The 19,333-nt window shown below is 54.3% G+C and carries 18 protein-coding genes; 12 read left to right on the plus strand and 6 right to left on the minus strand.

Annotated features, from left to right (window positions below; all coding sequences use genetic code 11):
* Position 1: 1 nt before the first annotated feature.
* From B5D58_RS04000 to B5D58_RS04015, 4 genes are read left to right on the plus strand one after another with little or no spacing between them, the layout of a single operon-like run.
* A complete protein-coding gene (locus B5D58_RS04000) occupies positions 2 to 1,705 on the plus strand; it encodes a site-specific DNA-methyltransferase (protein WP_011112793.1) in 1,704 nt (567 codons plus the stop codon).
* Positions 1,702 to 2,742, plus strand: a complete 1,041-nt coding sequence (locus tag B5D58_RS04005; protein WP_011112792.1) for a PDDEXK nuclease domain-containing protein — start codon at positions 1,702 to 1,704, stop codon at positions 2,740 to 2,742. The genes B5D58_RS04000 and B5D58_RS04005 overlap by 4 nt, the downstream gene beginning before the upstream one ends.
* Complete coding sequence (locus B5D58_RS04010; protein ID WP_011112791.1) at positions 2,739 to 3,785, plus strand: virulence RhuM family protein; 1,047 nt, start codon at positions 2,739 to 2,741, stop codon at positions 3,783 to 3,785. Before B5D58_RS04005 ends, B5D58_RS04010 begins: the two co-directional genes overlap by 4 nt.
* Entirely contained in the window at positions 3,782 to 6,520 is a 2,739-nt protein-coding gene (locus tag B5D58_RS04015) for a DEAD/DEAH box helicase family protein (RefSeq protein ID WP_011112790.1), read from the plus strand. Before B5D58_RS04010 ends, B5D58_RS04015 begins: the two co-directional genes overlap by 4 nt.
* 86 nt (positions 6,521 to 6,606) lie before the next feature.
* On the opposite strand, the gene B5D58_RS04020 is transcribed toward B5D58_RS04015, so the two are convergent.
* The 5 genes from B5D58_RS04020 to B5D58_RS04040 form a co-directional block, all read right to left on the minus strand.
* Positions 6,607 to 7,155, minus strand: a complete 549-nt coding sequence (locus tag B5D58_RS04020) for a DUF488 domain-containing protein (protein WP_011112789.1) — start codon at positions 7,153 to 7,155, stop codon at positions 6,607 to 6,609.
* A 35-nt stretch (positions 7,156 to 7,190) separates the two neighbouring features.
* A complete protein-coding gene (ycaC, locus tag B5D58_RS04025; protein ID WP_011112788.1) occupies positions 7,191 to 7,823 on the minus strand; it encodes an isochorismate family cysteine hydrolase YcaC in 633 nt (210 codons plus the stop codon).
* Positions 7,824 to 7,902: 79 nt separating this feature from the next.
* Entirely contained in the window at positions 7,903 to 9,432 is a 1,530-nt protein-coding gene (locus B5D58_RS04030; protein WP_011112787.1) for an FAD-dependent oxidoreductase, read from the minus strand.
* Positions 9,433 to 9,678: 246 nt separating this feature from the next.
* Positions 9,679 to 10,143 carry a tRNA (uridine(34)/cytosine(34)/5-carboxymethylaminomethyluridine(34)-2'-O)-methyltransferase TrmL gene (gene trmL / locus B5D58_RS04035; protein WP_011112786.1) on the minus strand — a complete coding sequence of 155 codons (465 nt, stop codon included), beginning with the start codon at positions 10,141 to 10,143 and terminating at the stop codon, positions 9,679 to 9,681.
* Positions 10,144 to 10,155: 12 nt separating this feature from the next.
* The gene (locus tag B5D58_RS04040; protein WP_234988990.1) at positions 10,156 to 10,761 is read right to left on the minus strand and encodes a ComF family protein; all 606 of its coding nucleotides are present in this window, start codon (positions 10,759 to 10,761) and stop codon (positions 10,156 to 10,158) included.
* A gap of 241 nt (positions 10,762 to 11,002) precedes the next feature.
* On the opposite strand from B5D58_RS04040, the gene bioB reads away from it, so the two are divergent.
* From bioB to bioD, 5 genes are read left to right on the plus strand one after another with little or no spacing between them, the layout of a single operon-like run.
* Positions 11,003 to 12,016, plus strand: coding sequence for a biotin synthase BioB (gene bioB / locus B5D58_RS04045; protein WP_041356864.1), 1,014 nt, complete (start codon positions 11,003 to 11,005; stop codon positions 12,014 to 12,016).
* A gap of 20 nt (positions 12,017 to 12,036) precedes the next feature.
* Positions 12,037 to 13,200, plus strand: coding sequence for an 8-amino-7-oxononanoate synthase (gene bioF, locus B5D58_RS04050; RefSeq protein WP_011112783.1), 1,164 nt, complete (start codon positions 12,037 to 12,039; stop codon positions 13,198 to 13,200).
* A gap of 1 nt (position 13,201) precedes the next feature.
* Positions 13,202 to 13,960 carry a pimeloyl-ACP methyl ester esterase BioH gene (bioH, locus tag B5D58_RS04055; protein ID WP_041356863.1) on the plus strand — a complete coding sequence of 253 codons (759 nt, stop codon included), beginning with the start codon at positions 13,202 to 13,204 and terminating at the stop codon, positions 13,958 to 13,960.
* On the plus strand, positions 13,950 to 14,846 hold the full coding sequence (gene bioC / locus B5D58_RS04060) for a malonyl-ACP O-methyltransferase BioC (protein WP_011112781.1): 897 nt from the start codon (positions 13,950 to 13,952) through the stop codon (positions 14,844 to 14,846). Before bioH ends, bioC begins: the two co-directional genes overlap by 11 nt.
* Positions 14,846 to 15,532 carry a dethiobiotin synthase gene (gene bioD, locus B5D58_RS04065; RefSeq protein WP_011112780.1) on the plus strand — a complete coding sequence of 229 codons (687 nt, stop codon included), beginning with the start codon at positions 14,846 to 14,848 and terminating at the stop codon, positions 15,530 to 15,532. The genes bioC and bioD overlap by 1 nt, the downstream gene beginning before the upstream one ends.
* A 37-nt stretch (positions 15,533 to 15,569) precedes the next feature.
* On the opposite strand, the gene pip is transcribed toward bioD, so the two are convergent.
* The gene (gene pip / locus B5D58_RS04070; RefSeq protein ID WP_041357323.1) at positions 15,570 to 16,520 is read right to left on the minus strand and encodes a prolyl aminopeptidase; all 951 of its coding nucleotides are present in this window, start codon (positions 16,518 to 16,520) and stop codon (positions 15,570 to 15,572) included.
* A 346-nt stretch (positions 16,521 to 16,866) separates the two neighbouring features.
* On the opposite strand from pip, the gene B5D58_RS04075 reads away from it, so the two are divergent.
* From B5D58_RS04075 to B5D58_RS04085, 3 genes are all read left to right on the plus strand, one after another.
* Positions 16,867 to 18,021, plus strand: a complete 1,155-nt coding sequence (locus tag B5D58_RS04075; RefSeq protein ID WP_011112778.1) for a patatin-like phospholipase family protein — start codon at positions 16,867 to 16,869, stop codon at positions 18,019 to 18,021.
* A gap of 5 nt (positions 18,022 to 18,026) precedes the next feature.
* A complete protein-coding gene (locus B5D58_RS04080; protein ID WP_011112777.1) occupies positions 18,027 to 18,746 on the plus strand; it encodes a TerC family protein in 720 nt (239 codons plus the stop codon).
* 96 nt (positions 18,747 to 18,842) lie between these two features.
* Positions 18,843 to 19,268, plus strand: a complete 426-nt coding sequence (locus B5D58_RS04085) for a universal stress protein (protein WP_011112776.1) — start codon at positions 18,843 to 18,845, stop codon at positions 19,266 to 19,268.
* Positions 19,269 to 19,333: the final 65 nt, after the last annotated feature.

A 19,333-nucleotide genomic window follows, 5' to 3' on the forward strand; every position in this document is an offset into this window, starting at 1 on the left:
TATGGCAAGTAACCAAAAACTCGAACTCACCTGGATTGGAAAGGAGAAGCGGGCCAAGCTAGAACCGCGCATCCTGCTCGAAGATCCTGAGAAGTCTTATCATGCCAAGCAGCGTGTTTCGGAGAGTGACGTCTTCGACAACCGGCTGATTTTCGGTGATAACCTGCTGGCTCTGAAGGCATTGGAGCAAGAGTTTGCGGGTGAGGTGAAGTGTGTATTTATTGATCCTCCTTACAACACCGGCAGCGCGTTCACACACTATGACGACGGGTTGGAGCATTCCATCTGGCTGGGATTGATGCGGGATCGGCTGGAGATCATTAAGCGGCTATTGTCGAATGATGGTTCGTTGTGGATCACAATTGATGACAATGAATGCCATTATCTCAAAGTGCTATGCGATGAGATTTTTGGACGAGCCAACTACAAGACTACGATTACATGGCAAAGAAAATACAGCGTCAGTAATAATTTTCAGGGTATAGCAAGTATCTGCGATTTCGTGCTTGTTTATTCCAAAAGTGAAGCATTCAAAAATAATCTGCTTCCGAGAAGCGAGGAGTCAGCCGCGCGCTATAACAATCCGGACAATGATCCACGCGGGCCGTGGAAGGCGGTTGACTATCTTAATCAAGCAACGCCAGAAAAGCGCCCAAATCTTTGCTATGACATCGTTAATCCGAATACGGGTGTTGTCATCAAGAATACAAAAAAGGCTTGGAAATACGATCCCACTACACATCAACGTCACGTTGATGAGAAGCGAATCTGGTGGGGGCGCGATGGTGGAAATTCAGTTCCTGCCTTGAAGCTATTTTTGTCGGAAGTTCGTGATGGTATGACACCGCATAACTGGTGGTCTCACGAAGAAGTTGGTCATACCGACGAATCCAAGAAGGAAATGATCGGTCTTTATGGTCCACGAGATGTTTTCGACACTCCAAAGCCGGAACGGCTCCTAAAGCGCATTCTTGAAATTGCCACCAACCCAGGCGACCTCGTCCTGGACTCCTTCGCCGGTTCCGGCACCACCGGCGCGGTCGCCCACAAAATGGGTCGCCGCTGGATCATGGTCGAACTGGGCGAGCACTGCCACACCCACATCATTCCGCGCCTGAAGAAGGTCATCGACGGCGAAGACCCGGGCGGCATCACCAATGCGGTGGACTGGCAAGGCGGCGGTGGCTTCCGTTACTACAGTCTGGCCCCTAGCCTGATTGTGGAGGACCGATGGGGCAATCCGGTTATCAACCCGGAGTACAACGCTACGCAATTGTCTGAAGCCTTGTGCAAGCTGGAGGGCTTTACCTACGCTCCATCAGAAACTCGCTGGTGGCAGCAGGGGCATTCCAGCGAACGGGACTTTCTCTACGTCACCACCCAGAACCTGTCTGCCTCCCAGTTGCAGGCCTTGTCGGATGAGGTGGGCACGGAGCAAAGCCTGCTGGTGTGCTGCTCGGCCTTCCACGGCATCAGCGCGGCAGCGGCCGCTGCGCGCTGGCCGAACCTGACACTGAAGAAGATTCCGAAGATGGTGCTGGCCCGTTGCGAATGGGGCCATGACGACTACAGCCTGAATGTGGCGAACCTGCCGCTGGCAAAGCCTGAGCCGGAAACACCCGCCTCGCAACCTGCTCCCAAGAAAAAAGGAAAGAAAACCCTGCCAATGCCAGATTTATTCGGTGATGTGGAGGATGGTGCATGAGCAAAAAGGTCACAGCTATCCCTCCTGATTACATCGAGTGGCTATCAGACATTAAATCTCGTGTAACAGCCGCCCGACAGCGTACGGTGCTGGCGGCCAATGCAGAATTGATTCAGCTCTACTGGCAGATTGGTCGGGATATTCTGCAGCGGCAACAGTCCGCAAATTGGGGTGACAAGGTGCTTGACCGTTTGGCAAGCGATCTGCGTGCGGCCTTCCCGGAGATGAAGGGCTTTTCGTCCCGCAACCTGAAATACATGCGCTATTTCGCCGAACACTGCCCTCGGCAGGCATTTGGGCAGCAGCCTGCTGCCCAATTACCGTGGTTCCATGTCGTGACCTTGTTGACCAAACTGGCCGATACCGGGGCGCGCGAGTGGTATGCCCAGCGCGCCATCGCCGAAGGCTGGTCGCGCACCTCGCTGGAACTCAGCATCCGCAATCGTCTGCACGAACGGCAAGGCCAGGCCGTTACCAATTTCGGGGTTCGCCTGCCCGCGCCACATTCTGAACTGGCGCACGAAGCGCTGAAAGACCCTTACCTGTTCGACTTTCTCGGCTTGGGCGATAAAGCACACGAGCGTGAAATCGAGAACGCGCTGGTGCGGCACATTACCCAGTTTCTGTTGGAGTTGGGTAATGGATTCGCCTTCGTGGGTCGTCAGTTCCGGCTGGAGGTGAGCGATAAAGAGTTCTTCATTGATCTGCTTTTCTATCACACGCGGCTCAAATGCTATGTGGTAGTGGAATTGAAAGCCACCGAATTCAAACCAGAACACGCCGGACAATTGAATTTCTACCTGACGGCGGTGGACAGGCAAGTGAAAGCCCCCGACGACAATCCTACCATCGGCCTGTTGTTGTGCAAAACCCAGGATCGGCTGGTGGCGGAGTACGCGCTGCATGGTATCGATAAGCCAATTGGCGTAGCCGAATACGAACTGGTGCGCGCTTTACCAGAGCGGCTGGTCACCAGTTTGCCGACGGTGGAGGAGTTGGAGAATGAACTTCTGATCGCTCAGGAGACAAAAACATGAGCAAGAAGAAACAAGATGTCTCTATTGTCCGATCCTCAGCGGCAGAATACCTGACCTTTATTGCCGCCATGGGCGATCAATCGCAATCCGTGGAAATGCGCTATGAGGATGAAAACATCTGGCTGACGCAGAAGATGATGGCGTCGCTTTACGATGTTACCGTGCCTGCCATCAATCAGCACCTGAAGCGGATTTTTGACGACGGCGAACTACTGCCCGAGGCAGTTCTTAAGGATTATTTAATAACTGCCGCTGATGGCAAGCAGTACCGCACCAAGCATTACAACCTGCAAGCTATCATTTCTGTTGGCTTCAAGATCAACAACGTGCGAGCGGTACAGTTTCGCAAATGGGCGGGGCAAATCGTCAAGGACTACACCATCCAGGGCTGGACGATGGATGTGGAGCGCCTGAAAAAAGGTCACTTGTTCACAGATGAGTACTTTGATCGTCAGCTGGAATATATCCGTGAGATCCGCCTGTCTGAGCGCAAGTTCTACCAAAAGGTAACGGATTTATACGCAACGGCATTCGATTACGACAAGGACGCGCTGACCACCCGAGAGTTTTTTGCACTGGTGCAGAATAAATTGCATTGGGCAGTGCATCGACACACGGCAGCCGAGCTGATTGTGTCACGCGCTGATGCGGGTAGAACGAATATGGGGCTGACGCATTGGGCCGCTGCGCCACAGGGAAAAATTATCAAATCGGATGTTTCCATCGCCAAGAATTATCTGAATGTGCAAGAGATGGAGTATCTGGAGCGCATTGTGTCGATTTATCTGGATTTTGCTGAACTCCAGGCGATGCGCAAAATCCCCATGTCCATGCAGGATTGGGCCAGGCGACTGGATGGGTTCCTGGAGTTCAATGGCAATGAGATATTGATGGGGCCGGGTAAGGTATCGCAGGAGCAGGCAAAGCTGCACGCTGAAAGTGAGTTCGAGCAATACCGCATCGTGCAGGACAGGTTATTTCAAAGCGATTTTGATCGCTTGTTGTTGCAATTGGAGAGCAAGAATAAAGAGGAAGGCCAATGAACGCCCGCGTACAAAACCATATCACCGGGCGTTTGTCATTGCGCCCGCCGCAGGCTGAGTCGCTGACACGGTTGAGACAGGCACTGGACGCCGCACCGGAAATGCTTGGCCATGAACGCGATGTTTCTGCCATTCTGGCTACGCTGAAGGCCGAGTTTCCGACGCTTGCGGATTTCGAGCGCGAGTTCCCCTCGCTGTGCTTTGCGCTGGCCACGGGCGTGGGCAAGACGCGCCTGATGGGCGCGTTCATCGCTTACCTGCATCTGGCGCATGGGATCAATAACTTCTTCGTGCTCGCTCCCAACCTGACGATCTACAACAAGCTGATCGCGGACTTCACGTGCAATACACCCAAGTATGTGTTCAAGGGCATTGCCGAGTTCGCCCAGCAACCACCGCTGATCATTACCGGCGATAACTACGACCAGACCGGCGCGGCGGTGGATGATCAGTCGATGGGATTTGCGCACGATGTGCGTATCAACATTTTCAATATCTCCAAGATCAATTCCGAAGTGCGCGGTGGCAAGGAACCACGTATCAAGCGTATGCGCGAGGTGCTAGGCGACAGCTACTTCAACCATCTGGCGAATTTGCCCGATCTGGTGTTGTTGATGGATGAATCGCACCGCTATCGTGCCCAAGCCGGCATGCGGGCGATCAACGAGCTTAAACCCTTGTTTGGTCTGGAGGTGACAGCGACACCGTTTGTGGAATCCAGCAAAGGACCGGTGCCGTTCAAGAACGTGGTGATGGATTATCCGCTGGCGCGGGCGATGGAGGATGGCTTCGTCAAGGAACCGGCGGTGGTCACCCAGCGCAACTTCAAGGCCAGCGAGCACACGCCGGAGGAAGTCGAGAAGACCAAGCTGGAAGACGGTGTGCGCCTGCACGAAACCACCAAGGTGGAGCTGCTGACCTATGCTCGTGAAAATGGCTTGCAGGTGGTCAAGCCTTTCATGCTGGTGATTGCACGTGATACGACCCATGCCGGGCAACTGCTGACGTTGCTGGAGTCTGACGCTTTTTTTGATGGCCGCTATGCGGGCAAAGTGATTCAGGTCGATTCCAGCCAAACAGGTGCTCAAGAGGAAGAAATGATCTCACGCCTGCTGGCCGTAGAAAGTGTGGACGAGCCGACTGAAATCGTGATTCACGTCAACATGCTCAAGGAAGGTTGGGATGTAACCAATCTCTATACCATCGTGCCGCTGCGCGCAGCCAATGCGCGCACGTTGATCGAGCAGAGCATCGGGCGCGGGTTGCGGCTGCCCTATGGAAAACGTACCGGTGTGGCGGCAGTGGATCGTCTGAACATCGTCGCTCATGATAAGTTTCAGGAAATCATCGACGAAGCCAATCGTGGCGATTCGCCGATCCGGCTGAAGCAGGTCATCCTCGATGCACCGAGCGCCGACGACAAGAAGGTCAGCGTACAAGTTGAGCCCGGAGTAGCGGCTCGCCTCGGTTTGACGGATGCGCTGATCGTGCAGATCGATGCAGCCGGTACGCCTGATGAGTTGGTATCCAACACCGCACCGACACCCGTGTTTACCACCGAGGCCGAGAAGCAGGCGGCGCGTGTGGTGATGGAAGTGATCGGCAAGTATGAGGTCAGGCGCGATCTGGTGCCGACCAGCAGTGCGTTGCTCAAGCCGGAGGTGCAATCGGTACTTCTGGCGGAGGTGGCGGAGCTTTTGCGCCCGATGCAGGGCAGTTTGCTGGCAGGCATCGATGAAGCTGCGCCAACATTGGATTTGTCTACCATAGTGGCGAAGACGACTGAAATCGTGGTGCAGCAGACTATCGACATCCCGCGCATCGCCGTGGTGCCGAAAGGCGAAGTGACGACAGGTTTTCATCTGTTCACGCTGGATGTGAGTCAGCTTTACCTGCAGCCAGGTGAGCACGAAATTGTCGGCCAGATGCTGCGTACCAATGAGCAGTTTACGCTGGCGGCAGAGATCGGATTGAAGGAGCAGCGCCCGGAAGACTATATCGTTCATGCGCTGGTGGATTTCGACGATATCGATTACTTCACCCACGCCGGATTGCTCTACGACCTCGCAGGGCAGATGGTGCAGCATTTGCGTAGCTATCTGTCAGAGGACGAGGCCACCAGCATTCTGGATCGGGATCGCCGTCTGATTGCGCGGGAAATTCATGCCCAGATGATGGCCCACTTCTGGGAGAAGGCAACGGATTATGAGGTGCAAGTCAGTCGCGGTTTTACGGAACTCAAGCCTTGCAACTACACGGCTGTGGCGGATCAGACACCGTGCCATTTTCGCGAAACCGTGGAGGATGTGGGACGCATCAAGCAGATGCTGTTCGGCGGATTTACCAAGTGTCTGTACCCGCTGCAGAAGTTCGATTCGGATACGGAGCGGCGCTTCGCCGTCATCCTCGAACGCGATGCTGACAAGTGGTTCAAGCCCGCGAAGGGGCAGTTTCAGCTTTACTATAAGCTGGGTACCGAACAACCGGAGTATGTTCCTGATTTCGTAGTCGAAACGGAGTCGATCATCCTGATGGCCGAGACCAAGAAGCGGGATGATCTGAAAACGGGAGAGGTGGAAGCCAAGGCAGCTGCCGCCGTGCAATGGTGCAGGCATGCTTCGGACTTCACGGTGAGCGTCGGTGGCAAGCCGTGGAAGTATCTGCTGGTACCCCACGACGAGATCAATGAATCGAGACAGCTTACCGACTTCCTCCGCTTTGCGGTGAAGGGATGATGATGTTTTTCTGTGAACAGAATGAATGAAGGCGCCGGCTTCAGAATCAGTCCGGATGATTGTCTGGCTTGTTGACAGAAAAAGTCTTAGTTAACCAGGGAATTGCGTGATGGATAGGTCACTGCACCTGACGGTTGGGGGCAGGCACTTTCCGTTAAACGGGCGATTTCTATTTTGTCATGCCCCATCAGGTGAAAAACGGTTTCACCGTGCATCAGCAGGTAATCAGAAATGATGCGACGATGGCAGCGCCACCAGACAGCCTCGGAACACATGATTGCACATCTGCGTTTTCGTCCCAGAGCGATCAGCTTGGCAAGACCCTCGTGAAAAGTATCACTCAGTGCGTAATCAGCAAAATTGTGGAAGCTCTGATTTTCCCAGAAACCATTTACATTGGACGATACCGTTTTGGATCTGGCACGTAAACCACCCAGTTGCGGGATATGTTCGTAACTGATTTGGAATGCAGCCAGGCTGTCGGGAAATGTCTCCAGGTTGTACTGCGGATTGGTGCGTGACCGCGGAACGGTACGTACATCCACAACCTGTTCCACTTCTGCTGCATGCAGTAAGCCGATGAACTCTTCCAGCGTGCGGGTAGAGTGCCCGATGGTGTAAAAGGGCGGATTCATTTTCCAGTCAACCGGGGAGTGTTTGTTGAAAACAGTTATTTCTTACCTGTAATCGTGAAGTAACTCGTCATGAGGTTCCGGTAGTTGGGAATGTGGTTGGAAAAGAGCTCGCCAAGACCTTCGATATCATTACGCCAGTCACGGTGCAGCTCACAGGCCATGGCAAACCAGTTGATCAACTGTACACCGGCTGCCTGCATTCGCAACCAGGCGGTATGACGGGTTACTTCATTGAAAGTACCCGAGGCATCGGTGATGACGAATACTTCATAACCCTGCTCCAATGCTGATAGAGCTGGAAAAGCCACACAGACTTCGGTAACGACGCCGGCGATGATGAGTTGTTTACGTCCGGTGTTCTTTACCGCATTGACGAAATCCTCATTATCCCAGGCATTAATGTTGCCAGGCCGGGCAATGTAGGGAGCATTCGGGAACATTTCTTTCAGTTCTGGTACGAGTGGCCCGTTCGGACCTTCTTCGAAGCTGGTAGTAAGGATAGTGGGTAATTTGAAATACTTGCCACATGCACCGACAGCCAGAACGTTGTTCTTGAACTCGCTCGGTCCAAAGTCCTGGACTAATGAGATCAGACCTGCCTGGTGGTCTACCAGTAACAGTGCTGCGTCATCTTTGGAAAGGCGGCTGTATTTGAATGGTTTGCTCATGATTAAATTTCTCCGTAGTTGATGGTCCGAAATGAGTTAATTCTGATTCCAACACCAGGGCAATATCTAGCCTGGCAGATCAGTGTTGTTGCTGGGCAATCAAGGCCCGGTATTCGAGCGCCTGTTTGTCGCGCCCGATGGCTGCAACGGCGACTGTTTTACCTCCTGTTTTGTAACTGATCAGACAGTCATACGCAGCCATATCGCCTTCGATTTCAAGTGTATCCCATGGTCCCGCGTAGCCGACGTAACGAATCGAGATGTCGTAATGAGCACTCCAGAAGAAGGGGACATCCTGAAAAGCTGTATTTGCTCCAAGCATGTTTTCCGCCGCTATCTGTCCATGCCGTTCGGCAAGTACCCAGTGTTCAATTCGTTGTGTTTTGCCACTGGCTTCATCGCGCCAGCGCGCGACATCGCCTGCTGCAAAGATGCCGGGTACGCTGGTTTCGAGGTACTCATTCACCAAGATACCGTTATCGACGGTGATACCGGCTGCTTCTGCCAGTGATACGCATGGTCTGACACCGACTCCGATGATGACGAGATCGGCTGTAAGTTCTTTACCGTTGCTCAGTACGACTTTATGTGGCTCTATATGGGCAAGGGAGGTGCCCATGTGGAATTGCACGCCATGCTGTTCATGGAGACTGCGAATGAAATCACCTGGTTCAGAGCCGAGTATCTTTTCCAGCGGGTGTTTGTCCAGCGAAACCACGTGCACATCCAGCTCCCGTGCACGCAAGGCTGCGGCCGCTTCCAGACCGATGAATCCGGATCCCAGTATGACTGCGGCTTTGGCATGCTTTGCCCGTTCGATGATGGCGCGGCTGTCGGCCAGGGTACGCAGCGTGAAGACATGACTTTGATTTGCTCCGGGGATCGGTAATCGTACCGGTTCGGCACCGGTTGCCAGCAGCAGACGATCAAACGGGAAGATGCGGCCATCAGCAGTCGTGACAGTGTGTCCGGTGGTATTGATCTTTGTGACCGTCGTGTGAAGCTGAAGGTCGATACGGTTGCGCACATAGAAATCATCAGATTTCAGGGGAATCCATTCTTCCGGTGCATTACCGGCAAGATAATCTTTTGACAGATTGGGGCGGTCGCAGGGCGCATCGGAATCTTCGCTCAGCATGGTGAGTTGTCCCTGATAGCCGCGCCGGCGTAACATTTCTGCACAAGCAAAACCCGCAGCACCGCCACCGATGATGACGACATTAGCCGGCTGGTTTGCTGCCGCGACGGGTATGGATCTGGGTTTTGGCGTGATTTTGTCCCGCACCATGATCCGATCTCCATCACGCTCAACCTGCCAGCACGGTAAGGGATCGAATGCGGGAGCACCGAGGGCTTCACCGCTGCGTAGCGAGAAACAGGCATGGTGCCAGGGACAGCGTACCGTTTCGCCGACGACCAGTCCTTCCGTCAGAGGAGCACCATAGTGTGTACAGGTTGCGCCCACGGCCGTTATTTCATCACCTATGCGGGCAAGAATGACCGGTTCGTCTCCTACATGCCCGCGCAGCAGCGGCTGATTGCCAAAATCCGAGAGGGAAATACCTTGTGTCAGGTCGGGGCCTGCTTCTTCAGATAAGTATGAAGTCATTGCGATCCTCCTTCTTGAAAGCGGTTACCGATAGCACTACCTGTAACCGGCCGGCGTGGACAGCTGTGGTTCATATGCGAATGCCTGAAAGACCACAACTACTGCACAGCTATTCATAGCATAGCACGAGATCATTTCATCCGCGGGGTATCACCATCGTATTTCCGGGGAGAATCAGTCTCGCAGCAGAACAGATTTGACGGCGGATTTATGATGAGCGGGTGGCAGTGACTGGCGGGTTGTCAGTTAGATGCCACCCTCGAAACCGATTTGCCGCCAGGCTTCATAAATGATGACTGCTGCCGCATTGGAGAGATTCAGGCTGCGGGAGGCGGAAAGCATGGGAATGCGGATGCGCTGATCCTGCGGGAAGTTTTCCAGCACTTCGGCGGGTAATCCGCGCGTTTCGGAGCCGAACAGGAACACATCATTGCCTGTATAAGCCACCTTGCCATGGTGATGAGTTGCACGGGTGGTGACAGCAAAGATGCGGCATCCATCCATGAGTTTCAGGCAGGATGCCAGATCTTCATGCACGGTGAGGCGGGCCCATTCATGGTAATCCAGCCCGGCGCGCCGCAGTTGTCGGTCACTCAGATCGAACCCCAGTGGCCGGATCAGATGCAGTTGTGCACCGGTGTTGGCGCACAGACGGATGATGTTGCCGGTATTGGGGGGGATTTCCGGTTGGTGGAGAATGATCTGGAGCATACGGGATTGATTTTAAGGCTTGATCGGTCGCTTGGTTTCGTCGTTCCCAGGGAGATCGGTTGCTCTTTTTGCGGCCGGGGCACCCGGAAATGCTCTTGCGATCACCCAGGCACGGACATCGGTTGCTCCGTGGCGGCGTATGACCTTGGCCAGTTCATTCAGAGTGGCGCCGCTGGTCATGACATCATCCACGATGGCGACCCGTTTTCCGGAAAAATTCCGGTTACAGGTAAAGGCATTGCGAACATTCTGTGGACGGTTTTTCCACGGCAGCTCAGTTTGCGAGGGTGTGCTGCGGATGCGTGTACAGGCGGCGGACAGCAACTCGACTCCTGTTTGTCTGCATAGATGACGGCTGATTTCGAGTGCCTGATTGAATCCTCTTTCTCGCAGTCTGGCCGGGTGGAGTGGCACCGGGATGAGGTAATCAGGCAGAGGATCATCTCGGAATCTGCCCAGCAGCAAGCCGGCCAGTATCGGTGCCAGTGGCAGATCGGAGCGATATTTCAATGCCTGCACCAGAGCATCTGCCGGAAAAGTGTAGCGCAAGGCGGCCCGGATATGGCTCCAGGCAGGTGGATTGCGCAGGCAGGTGCCACAAATTTCCGGTGAAGTCATTGGTAACAGGCAGGACGGACAGTGCACGGGGGGCAATCCGGGAAGATCCTGCAGGCAGGCATTGCAAATATCCTGATGATTGGGTGCCTGGCACAATACACAGTGTTTATGGCTGAACAGTTGTGCAATATTTAATCGCCTGTTTAATATTGGAGAGGAAGAAATTGACAATTCGGGTGTTATCCGTAATGATTTCGCACTATTCATTATAACTTGGAGCAGGCTCTCGCCGAGAATGATCATGGAATCCGCAACCAGTTTGATTTCTGAAAAACAGTGCGAATGTGCACATCCCAACTCTGATTCGGCAGTACAGGGGTCATCATTGCGCTGGTCGATCGCAGCGATCGAATCGCTGCTGGATCTGCCATTTTCTGATCTGATTTTTCAGGCACAGACAGTGCATCGCCAGTATCACGATGCTAATGCCGTGCAACTGTCCACGCTGATTTCCGTAAAAACCGGTGGATGTTCAGAGGATTGTGCCTATTGTCCGCAGGCGGCGCGTTACCACACCGGGGTGGAGAATCAGGCGATTCTGTCGCGTGAGGAAGTCGTGGCGGCAGCCACTCAGGCCAAGGAAAGCGGTGCCACCCGTTTCTGTATGGGGGCGGCATGGCGCGGACCGAAGCAGCGCGATATCGAGTACATGACCGAAGTCATCAGTGCAGTCAAGGCATTGGGGATGGAGACCTGTGCCACACTGGGCATTCTGAAGCCAGGTCAGGCTACTCAGCTCAAACAGGCTGGACTGGATTACTATAATCACAATCTCGATACTGCCCCCGAGTTTTATGGCGAAATCATTACCACGCGTGAATATCAGGATCGGCTGGATACACTGGAGGAAGTGCGTGGCGCCAATATCAACGTGTGTTGTGGCGGTATCGTCGGCCTGGGGGAATCTCGCATGGCCCGGGCAGGATTGATTGCACAACTGGCCAATCTCGATCCTTATCCTGAATCGGTGCCGATCAATTATCTGGTTCAGGTAGAGGGTACACCCTTGTACGGCACGCCTGAGCTCGATCCATTCGAATTCGTCCGTACCATTGCGGCAGCGCGTATTACCATGCCCAAAGCGATGGTCAGACTTTCCGCCGGCCGCCGGCAAATGCCGGAAGCCATCCAGGCACTGTGTTTTCTGGCGGGTGCCAATTCCATCTTCTACGGCGATAAACTGCTGACGACGGGTAACCCGGATACGGAAAAAGATCTGGCGTTGTTTGAAAAACTGGGGCTGCATGCATTGTAGTCGGTGTGCAGGGTAGTCGTATGTTGGCGGATCTGAGCGAAGCGTTACGGGAGCGCCAGCAGGAAGGGCTGTACCGTTCACGTCCGGTGCTGGAAGGGCCACAATCTCCACATGTCACTATCGATGGCAGGGATTTTCTGGCTTTTTGCAGTAACGATTATCTGGGGTTGGCCAATCACCCGGCCTTGATCGAAGCTGCAGCGGAAGGTGCGCGGTGTTATGGCGTCGGCTCGGGCGCTTCTCACCTGATCAGCGGTCATTTTCGTGCACATCATGAACTGGAGGAAGCGCTGGCGGCATTTGTCGGGCTACCGCGCACCTTGCTGTTTTCCACCGGATACATGGCCAATATGGCAGTGGTGACTGCGCTGGCAGGCCGGGGAGATGCGATCTTTGCAGATCGCCTCAATCATGCTTCACTCAATGATGCTGCTTTGCTTTCTCGTGCTCGTTTCATTCGTTACCCGCATCTCGATCTCGATACCCTGGCACGGCAGCTGGAAACGACGAAAGCCCGGCGCCGGCTGGTCGTCACCGATGCGGTATTCAGTATGGATGGTGATATGGCACCGGTTGCCGAGCTGCTGACATTGTGTCAGCGCTTTGATGCCTGGCTGCTGCTGGATGATGCGCATGGATTCGGTGTGCTCGGGGAACGGGGTAAGGGCAGTCTGTATCATTCGCAAAGAATAGAACGGGATACACCCTATCTGATTTACATGGCAACGTTGGGCAAGGCGGCGGGGGTATCCGGTGCTTTCGTAGCGGCACAAGCACCTGTCGTTGAAACACTCATCCAGCATGGCCGCACCTATGGCTATACTACGGCAGCACCACCTTTGCTGGCGCACACCTTACTGACCAGCCTGCAACTGATCAGTCAGGAGAGTTGGCGGCGGGAACGACTTGCTTTGCTGATCGAGCGATTGCGGCAGAGGTTGCACTCCCTTCCCTGGCCATTGCTGCTGTCTGAAACCCCGATACAGCCATTGCTGGTGGGCGAAAGTCAGGAAGCCGTTCGGCTGGATCTGGCGTTGCGTGAGCGTGGTATCTGGGTGCCAGCTATTCGTCCGCCGACCGTACCACAAGGCATGGCACGATTACGCATCAGTTTGTCTGCTGTGCATACTGAGGCGGATGTCGATCGATTGGGTGCAGCTTTGCGTGATCTGGCCCAGTGTTGACATGGCCTCGATACATATCGAGACGACTGGAAATGGTCCTGATCTGGTGATGTTGCATGGCTGGGCCATGCACAGCGGTGTATGGGATGGCGTGGTGGAATCGTTATCGCAGCGTTTCCGGCTGCATCAGGTCGATCTGCCCGGGCATGGTGCCAGCCGTGATTGTGCGCTGGATTCACTGGATCAGATGACCGAAGTGATTGCGGACCGTTTGCCCGGTCGTTATAGCGTGTGTGGCTGGTCGCTCGGCGGTCAGGTAGCGATCAGGCTGGCATTGCAGGCGCCGGAACGTGTCCAGCAACTGGTACTGGTTGCCAGTACCCCCTGTTTTGTCAGGCGCGCGGACTGGCCATGGGGAATGGAAGATTCCACCCTGACGCTGTTCATGGAAAATCTGGCGCGCGATTATACCCAGACGCTCAACCGTTTTCTGACTCTGCAAGTCAGCGGCAGTGAGGATCAAGCCCGGGTACTGGCATGGTTGCGTAAGAGTATTCTGCGTGGCCAGCCGCCAACGCCGGCAACACTTCAGGCAGGATTGAAAATTTTGCAGACCAGTGATTTGAGGGCTGAATTGAATCAGGTCAGTCAGCCTGTACTGCTGATCCACGGCCGGAACGATGTTATCACCCCGGCCGGCGCAGCAGACTGGATGCAGCAACATTTACCCCGGGCGCGGCTGGTGCTGTTTCCCCATTGCGGCCATGCGCCGTTTCTTTCTTTTCCTGAGCAATTCGTGAGTTGTTTCGATGCATTATGATCATGTACTCGACAAGCGTATGCTGCGTCGATCGTTCGAACAGGCGGCAGCCGGTTATGACCAGTCTGCTGTGTTGCAGCGGGAAATATGTGACCGCATGCTGTCCCGTCTGGAATACATCAAATATGTTCCCGCCAGAATACTCGATGCGGGCAGCGGAACCGGTTATGGCACGCGCAAGCTGATCGAACGCTATCCTGCGGCAGAAATCATGCCGATGGATATTGCGCTGACGATGCATCGCTGTGCGCGCATGGCGATCTCGGAGCAAATACCAGGATGGCAGCGCTGGCTGCCATTCAGGCGCCACTGGCCCAGAGATTATATTTGTGCGGATATCGAACAGTTACCTCTGGGCGAAGCCAGTATCGGGATGATCTGGTCCAATCTGGCGATCCAGTGGTGTAATGATCTCAGGCAGACATTCGCGGAAGCCTATCGTGTGCTGGAGAACGGCGGCCTGCTGATGTTCAGCACATTCGGACCAGATACATTGAAGGAATTGCGGCAGGCTTTCAAGTCAGCGGATTCGTTCAGCCACGTCAATCGGTTTACGGATATGCACGATATCGGTGACATGCTGGTGAATTGTGGCTTTTCATTACCAGTCATGGATATGGAATACATCACGCTGACTTATGAGGATGTCAGGGGGGTGATGCAGGATCTCAAGGCAATCGGTGCTCGCAACGTGACACAAGGGCGCAGGCGCGGATTGACCGGCAAAGCGGCATGGCAGCAAGTAATCGAGCGGTATGAGGCGCTGCGTCAGGATGGAAGGCTGCCGGCCACGTATGAAGTGGTGTATGGCCATGCCTGGAAACCGGAATCGCGCCAGGTTCAGTTGAAGCCGGAGACACGGCGCAAGCTTGGTCTGGAGCCATAATGGCACCCGCCGGATTGTTTGTCACCGGCACCGATACCGGAATCGGTAAAACTGTAGTGAGCTGTGCCCTGCTGCACGCTTTCTCGGCTGAAGGCCATACGGTGATCGGAATGAAACCAGTGGCGGCAGGCTGTGAAAACGGGCAATGGCAGGATGTGGAAAATCTGAAGAAAGCCAGCAATGTCAGCATGCCGCAATCACTGATCAATCCCTATGCCTTTGTGGAACCGGTTGCGCCGCATATCGCTGCTCGACAGGCAGGCATCGTTATCGACCTGAGGGTGATTCGGCAGGCCTGTGAACAGCTGCAGGCGGCAGCAGAGGTAACGATAGTCGAAGGTATCGGAGGTTTTCGGGTGCCGCTGTCATCATCAGGTACACCGAATGGCCGCTATGACACCAGCGATCTCGCCAGAGTGCTGGGGTTGCCGGTAATTCTGGTGGTGGGTATGCGGCTGGGTTGTCTCAATCATGCATTGCTGACAGCCCGTGCGGTTGAATCAGCCGGATTGAAACTGGCGGGTTGGGTAGCGAATACCATCGACCCGGAAATGCTGCAACCGGCGGCAAATCTGCAGACACTGACTGAATGGCTCGACTGCCCGTTGCTGGGTGTTCTGCCGTTTCAGGAACAGCTCGACGTGCAGCAGCTTGCCGGGCTGATCGATCTGTCCCGACTGGAATGAAGCCGGTATCGAAACAGGATCTGAAGCGTGGCCTGATTTACAGTATCAGTTTGAGTTTCTCGGTGGCCTTGACGAGTTCGATCAGGATGCCGGGTTCCCAGGCCGAATGGCCGGCGTCATTGACTACGATATAGTCGGCCTGCGGCCAGGCCAGGTGCAGATCATGTGCGCTGACGATCGGACAAACGGCATCGTAACGCCCCTGGACAATGACACCAGGCAGATGATGGATCTTATGTACATTTTCGAGCAGGCTGTTTTCCGGCAGAAAGATATTATTTCTGAAGTAATGGGCTTCTATCTTTGCCAAGCCGAGCGCAACTGTGTCACTGGTGAAATAATCGACTGTGTCAGGATTGGGCAGCAGGGTTGAGCAACTTCCTTCGTAGCGCCCCCACGCTTTCGCCGCTGGCATGTGGACAGCGGGATCGGGATCCATCAGTAAACGGTAGTAAGAAGAAAGAATGTCGCATTGTTCGATCGGTGAGAGGCGGGCGACAAATTCGCGCCAGACTTCGGGAAAAAAATTGCGCAAGCCGTACAGGAACCAGTTGATTTCACCGGGCCGACAAAGAAAGATGCCGCGCAGGATGAATCCCAGACAGCGATCAGGATGAGCTTCGCCATAGGCAAGTGCCAGTGTGCTGCCCCAGGAGCCGCCAAAGATCAGCCATCGTTCGATACCGAGGTGCTGCCGCAAGGTTTCGATATCTTCGATGAGCAGCGGAGTAGTGTTGTCTCTGGTTTCACCCAGCGGTAGCGAACGTCCGGCGCCACGCTGATCGAAAATGACGATCCGGTAACGGGCAGGATCAAAGAAACGCCGATGGGCAGGTGTGGCACCCGCCCCCGGCCCGCCGTGCAGGAATAAGACGGGGATGCCGTTCTGATTGCCTGATTGTTCCCAGTACATGGTGTGAGTGTCATCCAGCGGAAGCATGCCGTGATCATGAGGTTCGACTGGGGGAAAAAGCCCGGTATGTGTCATGGTATGTTGTACAGGTTTGTTATAAAGGAAGCACAGATTATGGTTGTGTAATGGCATTTTAGCACTGTGGTATGTCAGGATTGTATCCGGTAGTTTGGCTGGATGATTGCTGTTAACCAGGTCTGATGCTGCCAGTCGAATGAAAATGGGCTCGCAGAGGTGAGAATACTGTATAGTCGCGCGGGTAGCGCGATGCCGATGTAATCGGCAGTGATCAGGCCAGGTAGTTTGCAGGAATTTCGTACTGCGTGTGTTGTCTGCTGGACAGAAACTTGAAAAGATAAAACAGGAGCAGAAGGATTGATGCTGGTAAAAACCGGGATAAGGTAAATTGCCTGTGGACGAAATGGCTTCACAGGGTTCCCAACCGTCGAGACTGGGCCTGGTTTTGACCGGGGGCGGTGCACGGGCCGCTTATCAGATAGGTGTGCTGCGGGCAATTGCCGAAATGCTGCCCCCGCACGCTCGCAGTCCTTTTCCGGTTGTCTGTGGGACTTCCGCCGGAGCAATCAATGCTGCTGGTCTCGCCATGGCTGCAACCCATTTTTCTACCGGAATCAAACGGCTGGAAGCAGTATGGGGCAATCTGCATACTGGCCAGATCTATCGTTCTGATCTGATCGGGGTACTGCATAATGCGCTGCGTTATTTTGGCTCGATCGTGTCGAGCAGAATGGCAGGTAAACCCGTTTCGCTGCTGGATAATACACCACTCAGGCAGCTATTGGCCTGTCATTTGCCCTTCAGAGGGATACGCAGGAGTATTCATGCAGGGGCGCTGCACGCGCTCGGCATAACGGCCTGGGGGTATGCGTCCGGGCAGTCGGTTACTTTTTATCAGGCCAGTCCCAGCGTCATTCCCTGGAAGCGTGCGCAACGCATTGGTGTTCCTTCGCGCATTGGTATCCAGCATCTGGTGGCATCTGCTTCGATTCCGTTCATTTTTCCGGCAATCCGGGTCAATCGTGAGTATTTTGGTGATGGCTCCATGCGGCAGCTTGCGCCGCTCAGCCCCGCATTGCATCTCGGCGCAGACCGCTTGCTGGTGATTGGTGTGAACGAGAAAAAGGAGACTGATTGCGAACGTACCAAGGTAACCGGATATCCGCCGCTGGCGCAGATTGCCGGGCATGTGATGAACAGTATTTTCGTCGACAGTCTGGATGTCGATCTCGAGCGTTTGCAGCGTATCAACCAGACATTGAGCCTGATTCCGGGGATGCAAGCAGGAAACGGTCCTGCGCTGCGCATGGTGGACTGCATGGTGATTACACCCAGCGAAAGGATCGATGAACTGACACAAGCGTATGCCAACAGTTTGCCGCGTCCGATCCGCTACTTTTTTCGTGCTGCCGGGGCAATGGGTCCGAAGGGTTCTGCCATGCTCAGTTATGTATTGTTTGAGGCTCCTTTTTGCCAGGCACTGATCGATTTGGGTTACCGGGATACCTTGCGCCGGCAGGATGAGCTATTTGCATTTATTTCCGAGCGACGGGAGTAGAAAATATGGATGTGACCGATCCACAGTTCTGGATTGCCGTTTTTCAGATCATTGCCATCGATATCGCTCTGGGTGCAGACAATGCCGTGGTGATTGCGCTGGCATGCCGGAATCTGCCGGAGAATAAGCGTAATCAGGGAATATTCTGGGGAACGGCAGGGGCGATCGGGATACGAATCCTGCTGGTCTTTTTTGCACTTCAGCTGTTGGCATTGCCTTATTTGAAAATTACCGGTGGTTTGTTGTTGTTGTGGATCGGCGTTAAACTGCTGTTGCCGGAGCCCGCTAGTGAAAGCGGGCCGGTTGTGAAAGGGGGAGCGACCACTCTACCGGGCGTGATCAGGACCATCATCATCGCCGATACGGTGATGAGTCTGGATAATGTCATGGGAATTGCCGGTGCAGCCAGGGACAGTCTTGCGCTGGTGATATTCGGCCTGCTGTTCAGTGTTCCCATCATCGTCTGGGGCAGCAAGCTGGTGATGAAATGGATCGAGCGTTTTCCTGTCATCGTCGTTATCGGTGCCGGTTTGCTCGGCTGGATTGCCGGTGATTTGCTCACAGGTGATACGATCAGTCAGGAATGGGTTGCAACACAGGCTGCCTACCTGCAATGGCTGGTGCCGGCAGCCTGTTCGCTGCTGGTGATCGGGACCGGAAAATGGCTGACAGCCCGGATACAGAAAAAAGCGCGGGCATCCATGGATTTACTGGGGAAAGATTGAACCTGGAAACTGTTCAGTTGGATGCGCAGTGAGGCAACGGGTTGATCCCGCTAAAACATAGTCTGTGATGAAACACACGTGAAAGAGAGGTGCCTTATGTTAAAAATGTTACTGCCGGTCGATGGTTCTGAAGCTTCCGGACGGGCGATCGAGGAGTTTGTGAAAAGGCTCGACTGGTATCGTGAAAAACCGGAGATTCACCTGCTGAACGTGCGGATGCCGCTGACCGGTAATGTTTCCATGTTTGTCAGCAAGGAAGAGATTGGTGATTATTACCGCGAGGAAGGTCTTAGAAATCTGCAGCAGGCTCGCGGCTATCTGGAAGAAAAGGGGGTTGCCTACCGGCACCATATCGTCGTGGGGGAAGTGGTGACCATGATCCTGCAATTTGCCGAGGAAATACAGTGTGACCAGGTCGTTATCGGTCCGCGCGGATTGGGTGCGGTCAAGGGTTTGTTGCTTGGCTCGGTTGCCAGCAAACTGATCCAGCTTTCGACTGTTCCGGTTTTGTTGCTCAAATAGCAGGAAATCCATCGTAATCCTCCATCTGTTAAAGCAAATGATCTGCCGGCGGTTGCCGTTAAATC

Source organism: Nitrosomonas europaea, from assembly GCF_900167395.1.
Lineage (GTDB): Bacteria > Pseudomonadota > Gammaproteobacteria > Burkholderiales > Nitrosomonadaceae > Nitrosomonas > Nitrosomonas europaea.

Bases quoted from the DNA above. Each gene is read 5' to 3' on its own strand.
- B5D58_RS04000 (WP_011112793.1), top strand. From the start codon at position 2: ATGGCAAGTAACCAAAAACTCGAACTCACCTGGATTGGAAAGGAGAAG.
- B5D58_RS04005 (WP_011112792.1), top strand. From the start codon at position 1,702: ATGAGCAAAAAGGTCACAGCTATCCCTCCTGATTACATCGAGTGGCTA.
- B5D58_RS04010 (WP_011112791.1), top strand. From the start codon at position 2,739: ATGAGCAAGAAGAAACAAGATGTCTCTATTGTCCGATCCTCAGCGGCA.
- B5D58_RS04015 (WP_011112790.1), top strand. From the start codon at position 3,782: ATGAACGCCCGCGTACAAAACCATATCACCGGGCGTTTGTCATTGCGC.
- B5D58_RS04020 (WP_011112789.1), bottom strand. From the start codon at position 7,155: ATGAATCCGCCCTTTTACACCATCGGGCACTCTACCCGCACGCTGGAA.
- ycaC (WP_011112788.1), bottom strand. From the start codon at position 7,823: ATGAGCAAACCATTCAAATACAGCCGCCTTTCCAAAGATGACGCAGCA.
- B5D58_RS04030 (WP_011112787.1), bottom strand. From the start codon at position 9,432: ATGACTTCATACTTATCTGAAGAAGCAGGCCCCGACCTGACACAAGGT.
- trmL (WP_011112786.1), bottom strand. From the start codon at position 10,143: ATGCTCCAGATCATTCTCCACCAACCGGAAATCCCCCCCAATACCGGC.
- B5D58_RS04040 (WP_234988990.1), bottom strand. From the start codon at position 10,761: ATGACTTCACCGGAAATTTGTGGCACCTGCCTGCGCAATCCACCTGCC.
- bioB (WP_041356864.1), top strand. From the start codon at position 11,003: ATGGAATCCGCAACCAGTTTGATTTCTGAAAAACAGTGCGAATGTGCA.
- bioF (WP_011112783.1), top strand. From the start codon at position 12,037: ATGTTGGCGGATCTGAGCGAAGCGTTACGGGAGCGCCAGCAGGAAGGG.
- bioH (WP_041356863.1), top strand. From the start codon at position 13,202: ATGGCCTCGATACATATCGAGACGACTGGAAATGGTCCTGATCTGGTG.
- bioC (WP_011112781.1), top strand. From the start codon at position 13,950: ATGCATTATGATCATGTACTCGACAAGCGTATGCTGCGTCGATCGTTC.
- bioD (WP_011112780.1), top strand. From the start codon at position 14,846: ATGGCACCCGCCGGATTGTTTGTCACCGGCACCGATACCGGAATCGGT.
- pip (WP_041357323.1), bottom strand. From the start codon at position 16,520: ATGACACATACCGGGCTTTTTCCCCCAGTCGAACCTCATGATCACGGC.
- B5D58_RS04075 (WP_011112778.1), top strand. From the start codon at position 16,867: ATGGCTTCACAGGGTTCCCAACCGTCGAGACTGGGCCTGGTTTTGACC.
- B5D58_RS04080 (WP_011112777.1), top strand. From the start codon at position 18,027: ATGGATGTGACCGATCCACAGTTCTGGATTGCCGTTTTTCAGATCATT.
- B5D58_RS04085 (WP_011112776.1), top strand. From the start codon at position 18,843: ATGTTAAAAATGTTACTGCCGGTCGATGGTTCTGAAGCTTCCGGACGG.